Below are 13,132 nucleotides of genomic sequence, written 5' to 3'. Positions count from 1 at the left end.
ATCGATATAAACCCTGACGTCAGGGTGAATCAGTAAAGAAGGACACCCACAGGGGGTGCCCTTTCAGGTTCAGGACACGCTTTTTTTATGTCTGCGCAGCCAGATTAATTTGTAGGCGGCAGGAATAATGAACAGGGACAGCAGCGGAGCCGTGATCATCCCACCAATCATGGGTGCCGCAATACGGCTCATGACTTCTGAACCTGCGCCGGTTCCCCAGAGTATTGGCAGCAGACCCGCAATGATCACCGCCACGGTCATGGCTTTCGGCCGGACACGCAGTACGGCACCATGATAGAGGGCTTCATCAAGACCTTCCGGTGTGAACGTCTCTTTACGGGACAATTCCGGGTGCGCTTCAATGGCATGACGCAGATACATCAGCATGACCACGCCAAACTCTGCTGCCACCCCGGCCAGGGCGATAAACCCGGTTCCGGTCGCCACTGACATATGGAAGCCCTGCCAGTACAGGAACCATATTCCGCCAACCAGGGCGAACGGCAGGCTCATCAGGATCAGCAGGGCTTCGTCAACCCGGCGGAATGCCAGATACAACAGGATGAAAATGATCATCACCGTCATCGGCACCATCAGCTTCAGTTTCTTGTTGGCATGCTCAAGCAGTTCAAACTGTCCGGAGAATGCCACACTGGTTCCCGGTCTCAGTTTCACTTTCTCGCTGATGGCCGTCTTAATGTCGTTAACCACCGACACCATGTCCCTGCCGCGGGCATCAACATAAATCCAGCTGGCTGGCCGGGCATTTTCGGTTTTCAGCATGGTTGGTCCAGAAACGACGTTAATATCCGCGACATCGCCCAGCGTGATCTGCTGCTTCATCGGGGTCAGGATCGGCATCTGTTTCAGCGCCTGCGGACTGTTCCGGTAATCCTGCGGGTAGCGAATGTTAATAGGGTACCGGGCCACCCCTTCAACCGTCTCACCCACCATAGCACCTCCGATTGCTGAAGAGACGAACAGCTGGACATCACCTACCGTCATCCCGTAGCGGGAGGCTTTCTCCCGGTTGATATCGATATCGATGTAGCGCCCGCCCTCAAGTCGCTCAGCCAGGACAGACACCACGCCAGGCACGGTTTTGGCTACCGCCTCGATACTCTGCGCCGTCGCGTCGATATCGGACAGAACAGTCCCGGACACTTTGATACCTATCGGGCTTTTGATCCCGGTTGAGAGCATATCAATACGGTTACGGATAGGCGGCACCCAGAGGTTTGCCAGACCCGGTAAACGGACTGTCCTGTCGAGTTCATCAATAATCTTGTCAATTGTCATGCCGGGACGCCACTGATCCTCAGGTTTGAGCTGGATCGTGGTTTCCACCATTTCGAGCGGCGCGGAATCCGTTGCGGTCTCTGCTTTACCGGTCTTGCCAAATACAGAAGCCACTTCAGGAACGCTTTTGATTAACTTGTCTGTTGTCTGCAGGAGCGCTGCAGCTTCTGCCGGAGAGACGCCAGGCAAGGTCGACGGCATATACAGCAGATCGCCCTCGTTAATCTTCGGCAGAAATTCACCGCCCACCTGACTCAGTGGCCAGATAACCGTGAAAATGGACAAGGCCGCAACCAGCAGGGTTGTTTTTGGCCAGTGGAGGACCCGCAGCAGCAAAGGATGATACGCTTTGATCAGCACCCGGTTCAGGGGGTTACTGGTCTCGGCAGGAATTTTCCCCCGGATCCAGAATCCCATCAGAATAGGAATGACGATGATGGCCAGTGCGGCCGCTCCCGCCATGGAGTACGTTTTCGTGAATGCCAGCGGGCCAAACAGACGACCTTCCTGCCCTTCCAGGGTAAAGATAGGAATAAAGGACAGGGTGATGATCAGCAGGCTAATGAACAACGCGGGTCCCACTTCCACGGAGGCGTCGGTAATCACCTTCCAGCGGGTGGCGTTGTCAATCTGCTCACCCGGATGCTGATGATCCCACTCCTCAAGCCGTTTGTGCGCATTTTCAATCATCACAATGGCGGCATCCACCATCGCACCGACGGCAATCGCTATCCCTCCCAGCGACATGATATTGGCGTTCAGTCCCTGGAAGTGCATGACGATAAAGGCGATACACAGGCCAAGCGGCAGAGAGATAATCGCCACCAGGGCAGAACGTACGTGCCACAGGAACAGAGCACAGACGATGGCCACCACGATAAACTCTTCCAGAAGTTTGGAACTGAGGTTATCAATCGCCCGGTCGATTAACTGGCTGCGATCGTAGGTGGTCACGATTTCAACGCCTTCCGGCAGGCTGGCCTTCAGCGTCTCCAGTTTATCCCTCACTGCCGTGATAACGTCGCGCGCATTTTTACCCGACCGCAGGATCACCACGCCGCCAGCGACTTCTCCCTGGCCGTTCAGCTCGGCAATACCACGCCTCATTTCGGGCCCGGTCTGCACGCGGGCAACATCCCGCAGATAAACCGGCACGCCGTTCTCACCTGTTTTCAGGACGATGTTATTAAAATCATCAATGCTCTGAAGATAACCGCTGGCACGGACCATATACTCCGCTTCGGCCATTTCAACGGATGAGCCACCGGCCTCCTGGTTAGACGATTCAAGTGCCTGTTTCACTTCGGGCAGGCTGATACCGTACTGGGACAGTTTTACCGGATTGACCTGAATCTGGTACTGTTTCACCACGCCGCCAACCGAAGCGACCTCAGCCACGTTCGGGATGGTTTTCAGCTCAAATTTCAGGAACCAGTCCTGCAGAGAGCGCAGTTCTGAAAGGTCGTGTTTTCCGTTGCGATCGACAAGGGCATATTCAAAAATCCAGCCCACACCCGTGGCATCAGGACCGATTTCAGAACTCACACCGGCAGGCAGTTTTCCCTGAACCTGATTCAGATATTCCAGCACGCGGGAACGGGCCCAGTACAGATCGGTGCCGTCTTCAAAAATGACATACACATACGAATCCCCGAACTGTGAAAAACCACGCACGGTTTTTGCGCCAGGTACGGACAGCATGGTGGTGGTAAGTGGATAGGTGACCTGGTTTTCTACAATCTGCGGGGCCTGGCCGGGATAGCTGGTTTTGATAATGACCTGCACATCTGACAGGTCAGGCAAGGCATCGACCGGCGTGTTAATAATCGTCCATGTACCCCAGATGCTGAGAAACAGGGCCCCCATCATGACCAGGAAACGGTTGGCGACAGAGCGCCGGATAATCCATTCAATCATCGTCGTCTCCTCAGTGCCCTGAATGCATATTTACAGGCTGGTCAGACATTGCTGGCATACTGCTTTCTGTTTTTTCAGGGTGGCGCATACGTTCCAGCGCGCCCGTAATATTGGCTTCGGAGTCAATGAGGAACAGGCCACTGACCACCACGGTATCGCCTTCATTCAGGCCGGAACCGATGCCGGACTGTTGCTGTGATTCATGCAGAACGTGGATCTGTTTCGGCACAAACTTGCCTTCATCATCAACAGTAATCACGCGCTGTTCTTTGCCGGTATCGATAACGGCCTGGCTTGGTATCAGCAGCATCTCCTGGCTCTTGGTATTCAGTTTCAGATAGGCATTCATGCCCGGCTTGAGAAACTCATCCTTATTAGAAACCTGGAGACGGACCTGAAGCGTACGGGTTGTCTGATCCACGCTGGGAAGAATGTTCCATTTTTCGACATGGAATGTTTTATCCGGATAAGCCGGTACCGAAATTTCAAACTGCGACGTATCTTTCAGCAGATATGCGATAGATTCTGGCACTGCAGCGCTGATCCAGACCGGGTCCATCCCCTGAATCTGAGCCACTACTTTATCTTTCGAAATATTCATGCCGGTGCGCAGGTCAAACGCAGTAATGACACCATCAATAGGTGCTTTAATGGTAAAACGGGTCTGGATTGTGCGGGTTGAACGCAGCCTTTGAATATCCTCTTCCGGCATACCAGCCAGACGAAGTCGCTCCAGAACCCCTTTTATCTGGGTTGACGTACCGCCTGTACCGGATAACAGCAGGAACTCACTTTGTGCCTCAACCCATTCAGGAATGGTGATATCGATAAGCGGAGTGCCTTTCTTCACATGATCGCCAATCGTCAGGGGATACACTTTTTCGACGAAACCGTCAGAGCGCGCCTGCACAATGACAAACTGATACTCGTTGTAACTGACATTAGCCGGGATTGTCTGAGAATAATTCAGCATTCCTCGCGTGACTTTTTGCGTTTTTAATCCCAGATTCTGAACCTGCGTTGGATCGATACGGATCCCGCCACTGCTTTTATCGCCGCTTTCATCAGCATATTTTGGCACCAGGTCCATATCCATAAAGGGAGATTTTCCGGGTTTATCAAATTTGGTATCCGGTTTCATCGGGTCATACCAGAAAAGTACCTTTCGCTCGGGTGCCTTTTGTTCGGTTTGTACTGTTTTTTGTGATGAGTTTACATACTGCCAGGCAGTAACCGATATCAGCCCTCCTGCTATGAGGCTGCTGATAATTATTGCAGCATATTTTATCTTTAAAGAAGCCATACAATTTCTCGCTGAAAAATCAAAACACCTGGCATATGCGGCCGATCATTCATTCACAGTAATCCCTTAATGAATGTTCAGACGCACTGGATGTATTCGCTCCGGACAGTCAATCAGGATTGCGTAACGTTAATGCTTTTGAGTAAGGATATATTGCCCTGCTGAATAAACGAGAAATCGACATGGTTGCCGGTTTTCAGGGCATTGATAGCGTCGTCTGCATTAACAAAAGTGAAGCGCATGGTCATTGCAGGCCAGCCCACCGCAGGGATTGCTTCGTGCGAAATGGTGATCTTTTTACTATTCATATCAATTTCTTTAACGATACCGGTGCCCTTGATAACCTGCTGTACCGAAGCATCACTGGCAGCATTCATATCGCCATGCTGATGTGTTTCAGCATGAAGACCGGCAGAAAACATGACAGAGAAGGCACCAAATAAAACGGCTTTAAGTGAATTACGCATTTTTAATTTCCTGATTAATTGAATAAATTTACTCTACCCAACCGCCACCCAGCGCGGTAAACAGATTAATTTCGTTAACCTGTCGGGAATAGGTAAGATCGAGAATGGTTTGCTGCGTCGCGAAGAGGGAACGTTCTGCATCCAGCACTTCGATGTAACTGACAGCACCACTTGCATACAATCCTCTGGCACGCTGTAGAGTTATCTGTAGTGAATCAAGATAACGCTGCTGTGACTCAAGTTGCTGGCTAAGGCTGTCGCGCAGCGCAAGCGTGTCGGAAACATCCTTAAAGGCTGACTGAATTTTTTGTTCGTAATTAACCACCGACTGTTGCTGGCGAATTTCAGCCAGCTTCAGATTGGCTTTGTTCCTGCCAGCATTAAATATAGGAATTTCAATTTTAGGAATAAAATTCCACATTCCACTTCCTGACGTAAAGAGGCTGGACAGCTCCGTACTGCTTGAGGAGAGACCACTGGTCAGGGTAATGGACGGGAAAAAAGCCGCTCGCGCTGCGCCAATATTGGCATCAGCCGCTTTCAACTGGTATTCCGCTTCCATAATATCCGGACGCTGCAGCAATATTTGTGACGACAGATTTGGTGGCAATTTTACTGGTGCGATCTCCCCACCTTTCATCCCTTTTTCTGACGGAACTGCGCGGTACGTTCCAAGCACCAGTTGCAGGGCATTGTTTGCCTGAGCCAGATCGCCTTCTCGTTTGGCTATTTCGGCGCGGGTACTTTCGATTTGTCCTCTCGCCTGTTCAAGTGCCAGAACGTTCGTACTCCCGGTCACGAGCTGTTGCTCAACGAAAGCATAGGACTGTTCATAATTTTTCAGCGTTTCCCGCGCAATACGGAGTTGTTCGTACGCCAGTTGCTGGCTGAAATAGCTCTGTGAAACGTTGGAGACCAGCAGGATGTGTACGGCCCGACGGGCTTCTTCGCTGGCAAAGTAGTTCTGGCGGTCAGCATCACTCATGTTCTTAAGTTTGCCGAAAAAATCGAGCTCATAGCTGAGCTCCAGTCTCGCGTCGTACTCCTGTGTGGTCGGCTTGTCACCTTTCAGACCACCGCTGTATGTTATCCCGGATGAGGCATTCAGCTGGGGATAACGATCTGCATCCGTGACGTTGAACTGGGCTCGGGCCTCTTCAACCTTCAGGGCAGCCATTCTCAAATCACGGTTATTAGTCAGAGCTTCACCGATCAACCGGGTAACCTGGGGATCGACAAAAAAGTTACGCCAGCCCGTATCCTGATAGCCATTTACCGCTGGCGTCAGGCTGTTATGGGACAGTGAAAACTGCTGGGGTACCGGTGCTGCGGGCCGCTGATATTCAGGCGCAAGCGACACGCAGCCTGCCAGGATGAATATCGTGCTAATGCTGAGTAATTTTAATTTGAACATAACGCTTCTCGTCCAGGCAGACCTGGTAAATGGTTCAAATGAAGTCCAGAGTATTGATAGGGGTACTTTACCTAACGCTCTCTGTTTGCCGGGTGACAGGATAATGACAATGTTGTCATTTTTGCTGTAATCCGTTGATAACGATCGTGGGCGCAATAGAATGACATTAGCAGCCAGCCGGGGAGCAAGATGAAAATATTGATCGTCGAAGACGAAATTAAAACAGGTGAATATCTCAGCAAAGGGCTTACAGAGGCAGGGTTCGTAGTGGATCACGCTGATAATGGTCTTACCGGATATCATCTCGCCATGACAGCCGAGTATGATTTAGTCATTCTGGATATCATGCTACCTGATGTGAACGGCTGGGATATCATCCGCATGCTGCGCACTGCCGGAAAGGGTATGCCGGTCTTACTGCTGACAGCCCTCGGCACGATCGAACATAGGGTCAAAGGACTGGAACTGGGTGCGGACGATTATCTGGTTAAACCCTTTGCGTTTGCTGAACTGCTCGCCCGGGTGAGAACCCTTCTGAGGCGGGGAAACACGATGATCACGGAAAGCCAGTTTAAGGTGGCTGACCTCTCGATTGATCTCGTATCCAGAAAAGTCAGTCGCGCCGGAAACCGCATTGTGCTCACCAGTAAAGAGTTCAGCCTGCTGGAATTCTTCATTCGCCATCAGGGAGAGGTTCTTCCCCGCTCCCTGATTGCCTCTCAGGTCTGGGACATGAATTTTGACAGCGACACTAATGCGATCGATGTCGCAGTAAAGCGACTCCGCGCTAAAATAGACAACGATTACGGGACAAAGCTGATCCAGACAGTCCGGGGCGTGGGCTACATGCTGGAGGTCCCGGATGCATAGCAAACCTTCCAGACGCCCTTTCTCACTCGCTCTGCGGCTGACCTTTTTTATCAGCCTGTCCACGATACTGGCTTTTATCGCCTTCACCTGGTTTATGCTGCATTCTGTTGAAAATCATTTTGCCGAGCAGGATGTCAGCGATCTTCAACAAATCAGCACCACACTGAACCGTATACTGCAGTCCCCGGTGGATCCGGATGATAAAAAAATAAGCAAAATAAAGGAATCAATTGCCAGCTACCGCAACGTTGCCCTTTTGCTCCTCAATCCCAGGGGGGAAGTGCTCTTTAGCTCAGCTCAGGGGGCGGCACTACGCCCGGCAGTGAATTCAGCAGATTTTAGCGAGCACAGCCGCGCACGGGATGTCTTTCTCTGGACGGTGGAGGATCCTGCGGGACCGATGGATACCGGGTCCGAAATGAAGATGGAAACATACAGGATTATCGCCTCCTCTGGTCAGGCGATATTTCAGGGCAAACAGCAGAACTATGTCATGCTGACTGGCCTATCCATTAATTTCCATCTCCATTACCTCGATGCGCTGAAAAAGAACCTGATTGCGATTGCCGTCGTGATAAGCCTGTTGATTGTTCTGATCATTCGAATCGCTGTCCGTCAGGGGCACCTGCCCCTTCGTAATGTCAGCAATGCCATTAAAAACATCACCTCCGAGAATCTTGATGCGCGACTGGAACCGACACGCGTTCCCATTGAGCTGGAGCAACTGGTTATCTCGTTCAATCATATGATTGGAAAGATTGAGGATGTCTTTACCCGCCAGGCCAATTTCTCTGCCGATATCGCGCATGAGATCAGAACGCCCATCACCAATCTGGTGACGCAGACTGAAATCGCACTGAGTCAGGATCGAACACAGAGGGAACTTGAGGATGTCCTCTATTCCAGTCTTGAAGAGTATAACCGGATGACCAAAATGGTCAGCGATATGCTGTTCCTGGCACAGGCAGATAATAATCAGCTGATACCTGACAGGGTCATGTTTGACCTCAGAGCGGAAGTCATGAAAGTCTTCGAGTTTTTCGAAGCCTGGGCCGAAGAACGCAATATCACGCTCAAATTTAACGGGATGCCCTGCCTGGTTGAGGGAGATCCACAAATGTTCAGAAGGGCGATCAATAATCTGTTATCCAATGCCCTGCGTTATACCCCGGAGGGACAGGCAATCACCGTCTCAATAAGAGAGCAGGAGAGCTTTTTTGACCTTGTGATTGAAAATCCGGGGAAACCGATCCCTGAAGAACATTTATCAAGGCTGTTTGACCGTTTTTATCGGGTGGATCCATCCAGACAACGAAAAGGAGAAGGCAGCGGCATCGGCCTTGCGATTGTGAAGTCAATCGTGGAAGCACATCACGGAAGAGTGCAGGTGGAATCAGACGTACGCTCCACGCGTTTTATCTTATCCGTGCCCAGACTGGAGAAAATGATCCCGGAAACCCAATGCTGAAAATAAAGATGTAAATGACAAAGATGTCATTAGCCTGTCATGCAGCAAACAGAAGCCATTCGATATAATTAGTGCAACTTATCAGGAAGGCTGGATTGCTTCATCAATACCCGGCGTCAGAGTACGCCAGGAAATGAATATCCAGCCCTCTTCCGGAGAAATAAACGCTGCCGAACTTGTTTCAGTTATGGAACTGAAAACACCGGTTGTACTTCCCCGGACATCACTAATTCAGAAATGGAGAGTTATCATGAAAAATATCGTATTAGCATCTTTGCTGGGCTTTGGTTTAATTTCATCGGCCTGGGCCACTGAAACCGTGAATATCCATGATCGCGTCAACAATGCACAGGCTCCTGCTCACCAGATGCAGTCTGCTGCGGCTCCTGTCGGGATCCAGGGGACTGCTCCTCGTATGACCGGTATGGACCAGCATGAACAGGCCATTATTGCTCATGAGACCATGACGAACGGCTCGGCGGATGCGCACCAGAAAATGGTGGAAAGTCATCAGAAGATGATGGGAAATAACACGGTATCCACGACCGTCCCGTCAACGTCTTACGCGGCGATGAATGAGCATGAAAGAGCAGCGGTTGCCCATGAATTCATGAATAACGGGCAATCCGGCCCACATCAGGCCATGGCCGAAGCGCACCGCCGCATGATCAATGCAGGCTGAATGCGACGGTAGTATCCGTGCTGTTACCTTTTCCCTGATAGATTTTCCTGAAACAACGTTGCTACATTTTTGCCCCCCGTCAGAGGGCTTTTTTGTCTGACTCAGCTACACTTAACCGGTACCTGTCTGAAAGGAATTATTATATGAAAATCAAAAACACCCTTTTTGTAATATTAATGTTATCCCTGCCAGCCATTTCTGCTGAACATTCGGAAATGAAAATGTCAGATATGCACTCATCGGCATCATCACAGGAATATATGGCTGGCATGAAAAATATGCATGAAAAAATGATGGCCGCCGTTAATGAATCCAATCCCGATAAGGCCTTTGCAAAAGGTATGATCGCACACCATGAAGGGGCAATCGCAATGGCTGAGACCGAGCTCAAATACGGAAAAGATCCCGAAATGAGAAAGCTTGCGCAGGACATCATTAAAGCTCAAAAAGGTGAAATTGAGCAGATGAATAAATGGCTTGACAGTCATAAATAATGAACACTGGAGTGTTGTCTTGCGCACCCTCTTAGGGTACCCCCGGACACGAAAATATATAGCACTTAACTAATTAAAAACCCGAATAATTTCGGGTTTTTAATGTAACTTTCTTTTCTGAACGGAAATAATAGTCATACAATTTAATTTTCTTGTAATTACTCCTACTTTTAATCAGGTACTGGACGATGGATAACGACTCCCGCCTGAGAGGGAAAATCCGTCTGGTTACCTGGCGCTATACTTAACCGATTGATCGACATGCCATGCTGGTAAAATATTAAAATCCTCCCCCATAAATCTGAACCACATGACAGGATTGATAGTCAGGCAGTATTTCACATTCATTGCTAAAAAATAAAAATAAGCATGCATCTTCTCGAAGATTAATTACCTTCCATCTTGTAAAAAAGAATCAAATCCTCTAATAATATCTCGATTCCCGCTTTTTTTAATACATCTTTCCGCTCGGCATATATTTTCCTCAACATATCTTCAAACCCCTTGCCAAGATGAATTTGTTTATGGCAGTTGCAACATAGTGATATGATATTCTCTTCCACATCCAGTGAATGGCTTTGTTGAATAAATCAGATTTCGGGTAAGTCTCCCCCGTAGCGGGTTGTGTTTTCAGGCAATACGCACGCTTTCAGGCATACCTGCTTTCGTCATTTTGTTCAGCGCTCGTACCAGGGCCATAGCCTCCGCAACCTGACCATCGTAGTCACGCAGCGTCAGTGAACCCCCGAACAGCTGTTTTACCCGGTACATCGCCGTTTCCGCTATCGAGCGACGGTTGTAATCTGTTGTCCATTTCCACCGCGCATTACTCCCGGTCATTCGCTGATTAGCCACTGCACGGTTACGGTCTGCATATTCACCGGGACAGTAACCCGCACCTTTTCGGGGAGGGATAAGCGCGCTGATTTTCTTACGCCGCAGTTCATCGTGACATAGCCGGGTATCGTAAGCGCCATCGGCGGCGGCTGACCTGATTTTCCGGTGGGTTTGCCGGATTAACCCGGGGAAGGCCTCTGAGTCCGTAACGTTGTTCAGCGACAGGTCAGCGCAGATGATTTCATGTGTTTTACTGTCAACGGCGAGATGCAGCTTACGCCAGATACGGCGGCGTTCCTGGCCATGCTTTTTGACTTTCCACTCGCCTTCACCGAAGACCTTCAGCCCGGTGGAATCAATTACCAGGTGTGCGATTTCACCCCGGGTGGGCGTTTTGAAACTGACATTAACCGACTTTGCCCGCCTGCTGACACAGCTGTAATCCGGGCAGCGTAGCGGAACGTTCATCAGAGAAAAAATGGAATCAATAAAGCCCTGCGCAGCGCGCAGGGTCAGCCTGAATACGCGTTTAATGACCAGCACAGTCGTGATGGCAAGGTTAGAATAGCGCTGAGGTCTGCCTCGTGAAGAAGGCGCTGCCGACTCATACCAGGCCTGAATAGCTTCATCATCCAGCCAGAAAGTTATGGAGCCACGGTTGATGAGGGCTTTATTGTAGGTGGGCCAGTTGGTGATTTTGAACTTTTGCTTTGCCACGGAACGGTCTGCGTTGTCGGGAAGATGCGTGATCTGATCCTTCAACTCAGCAAAAGTTCGATTTATTCAACAAAGCCAAACAGAAGCCACTGGAGCACCTCAAAAACACCATCATACACTAAATCAGTAAGTTGGCAGCATCACCTTTTGCGTCTATAGTCATGATGTCAAATGAACGCGTTTCGACAGGAAATCATCATGAATAAATATCAGGCAGTTATTATTGGTTTTGGCAAGGCTGGAAAAACATTAGCCGTCACGCTGGCAAAAGCAGGTTGGCGTGTGGCTCTCATCGAACAATCAAATGCAATGTATGGCGGGACCTGTATTAATATCGGCTGTATCCCAACCAAAACATTGGTTCATGACGCACAGCAGCACACAGATTTTGTCCGTGCCATACAGCGTAAAAATGAAGTGGTTAATTTTTTACGTAATAAGAATTTTCATAATCTTGCGGATATGCCCAATATCGACGTGATCGACGGCCAGGCGGAGTTTATCAATAATCATAGCCTGCGTGTTCATCGGCCTGAGGGAAATTTGGAGATTCATGGCGAGAAAATTTTTATTAATACCGGTGCACAAGCCGTGGTTCCGCCAATTCCTGGAATTACCACCACGCCTGGTGTATATGACAGCACCGGATTACTTAATCTAAAAGAATTGCCTGGGCATTTAGGTATTTTGGGCGGCGGATATATTGGCGTTGAGTTCGCCTCTATGTTCGCTAATTTTGGCAGCAAAGTAACCATTTTAGAGGCAGCTTCGCTGTTTTTGCCTCGGGAAGATCGGGATATTGCTGATAATATCGCGACGATTTTACGCGATCAGGGCGTCGATATTATCCTCAATGCCCATGTGGAGCGAATCAGTCACCATGAAAATCAAGTGCAAGTGCATAGCGAGCACGCCCAACTGGCGGTGGATGCACTGTTAATAGCTTCCGGTCGTCAACCGGCTACCGCTTCGTTACATCCAGAAAATGCCGGTATCGCAGTAAACGAGCGCGGGGCAATTGTCGTTGACAAGCGATTACATACCACCGCAGACAATATTTGGGCGATGGGAGATGTTACCGGCGGGCTGCAATTTACTTACATATCACTGGATGATTACCGCATTGTACGTGATGAGTTACTGGGTGAAGGCAAACGTAGTACTGATGATCGGAAAAATGTGCCTTATTCCGTATTTATGACACCGCCCCTGTCCAGGGTTGGTATGACAGAAGAACAAGCCAGAGAGAGTGGTGCTGATATTCAGGTGGTGACATTGCCTGTAGCTGCAATTCCGCGCGCCAGAGTGATGAACGATACCCGTGGGGTATTAAAAGCGATTGTTGATAATAAAACCCAACGTATATTAGGGGCATCACTGCTGTGTATTGACTCCCACGAGATGATCAATATAGTGAAAATGGTGATGGATGCCGGGCTGCCTTATAGCATATTACGCGATCAGATATTTACTCATCCGTCGATGAGCGAATCACTCAATGATCTATTTTCATTAGTCAAATAAACTCAAAATCAGACGCCAGAACAAATATTCTGGCGTCTCAGAGAAAAGAATCTTATTAATTCTCTGTTACTCTATAACTTCTTAATCACTTCATTGATGGTATTTTATATGTTTAAAAAATCGGTGATGCTGCCAACTTA

Annotated in this window: 10 protein-coding genes and 1 pseudogene; 5 read left to right on the top strand and 6 right to left on the bottom strand. The window is 49.3% G+C overall.

Annotated features, from left to right (window positions below; translation table 11 throughout):
• Window positions 1–69: 69 nt before the first annotated feature.
• From silA to silC, 4 genes are all read right to left on the bottom strand, one after another.
• Window positions 70–3,216, bottom strand: a complete 3,147-nt coding sequence (gene silA, locus ACWKXX_RS20095; protein ID WP_000574021.1) for a Cu(+)/Ag(+) efflux RND transporter permease subunit SilA — start codon at window positions 3,214–3,216, stop codon at window positions 70–72.
• Window positions 3,217–3,226: 10 nt separating this feature from the next.
• A complete protein-coding gene (silB, locus tag ACWKXX_RS20090) occupies window positions 3,227–4,519 on the bottom strand; it encodes a Cu(+)/Ag(+) efflux RND transporter periplasmic adaptor subunit SilB (RefSeq protein ID WP_004098959.1) in 1,293 nt (430 codons plus the stop codon).
• A 113-nt stretch (window positions 4,520–4,632) separates the two neighbouring features.
• On the bottom strand, window positions 4,633–4,986 hold the full coding sequence (gene cusF, locus ACWKXX_RS20085) for a cation efflux system protein CusF (protein ID WP_004098961.1): 354 nt from the start codon (window positions 4,984–4,986) through the stop codon (window positions 4,633–4,635).
• Between the two features lie 28 nt (window positions 4,987–5,014).
• Window positions 5,015–6,400, bottom strand: coding sequence for a Cu(+)/Ag(+) efflux RND transporter outer membrane channel SilC (gene silC, locus ACWKXX_RS20080; protein WP_004098962.1), 1,386 nt, complete (start codon window positions 6,398–6,400; stop codon window positions 5,015–5,017).
• Between the two features lie 189 nt (window positions 6,401–6,589).
• On the opposite strand from silC, the gene silR reads away from it, so the two are divergent.
• The 4 genes from silR (at window position 6,590) to copM (ending at window position 9,914) form a co-directional block, all read left to right on the top strand.
• Window positions 6,590–7,270 (top strand): copper/silver response regulator transcription factor SilR, encoded by a 681-nt coding sequence (silR, locus tag ACWKXX_RS20075; RefSeq protein ID WP_000697969.1) that lies wholly within the window; start codon window positions 6,590–6,592, stop codon window positions 7,268–7,270.
• Window positions 7,263–8,738 (top strand): copper/silver sensor histidine kinase SilS, encoded by a 1,476-nt coding sequence (silS, locus tag ACWKXX_RS20070; RefSeq protein ID WP_000555737.1) that lies wholly within the window; start codon window positions 7,263–7,265, stop codon window positions 8,736–8,738. Before silR ends, silS begins: the two co-directional genes overlap by 8 nt.
• Before the next feature lie 250 nt (window positions 8,739–8,988).
• Window positions 8,989–9,420 (top strand): silver-binding protein SilE, encoded by a 432-nt coding sequence (gene silE / locus ACWKXX_RS20065; protein WP_000790483.1) that lies wholly within the window; start codon window positions 8,989–8,991, stop codon window positions 9,418–9,420.
• A 143-nt stretch (window positions 9,421–9,563) separates the two neighbouring features.
• Window positions 9,564–9,914 (top strand): CopM family metallochaperone, encoded by a 351-nt coding sequence (gene copM / locus ACWKXX_RS20060; RefSeq protein ID WP_000694953.1) that lies wholly within the window; start codon window positions 9,564–9,566, stop codon window positions 9,912–9,914.
• A gap of 386 nt (window positions 9,915–10,300) precedes the next feature.
• On the opposite strand, the pseudogene ACWKXX_RS20055 reads toward copM, so the two are convergent.
• Window positions 10,301–10,489 (bottom strand): annotated as a pseudogene (locus ACWKXX_RS20055) (HNH endonuclease); the annotation flags it as partial.
• Window positions 10,490–10,544: 55 nt separating this feature from the next.
• Window positions 10,545–11,468, bottom strand: a complete 924-nt coding sequence (locus tag ACWKXX_RS20050) for an IS5-like element IS903B family transposase (RefSeq protein WP_031275162.1) — start codon at window positions 11,466–11,468, stop codon at window positions 10,545–10,547.
• A gap of 198 nt (window positions 11,469–11,666) precedes the next feature.
• Here ACWKXX_RS20050 and rclA point away from each other — a divergent pair, with 198 nt between their 5' ends.
• The gene (gene rclA, locus ACWKXX_RS20045) at window positions 11,667–12,992 is read left to right on the top strand and encodes a reactive chlorine resistance oxidoreductase RclA (protein WP_007896426.1); all 1,326 of its coding nucleotides are present in this window, start codon (window positions 11,667–11,669) and stop codon (window positions 12,990–12,992) included.
• The last annotated feature ends 140 nt before the right edge of the window (window positions 12,993–13,132 follow it).

It is taken from the genome of Enterobacter sp. UPMP2061 (assembly GCF_053709615.1).
The sequence above is the reverse complement of the archived record's forward strand: the minus strand, read 5'-3'. Positions and strand labels throughout refer to the sequence as shown.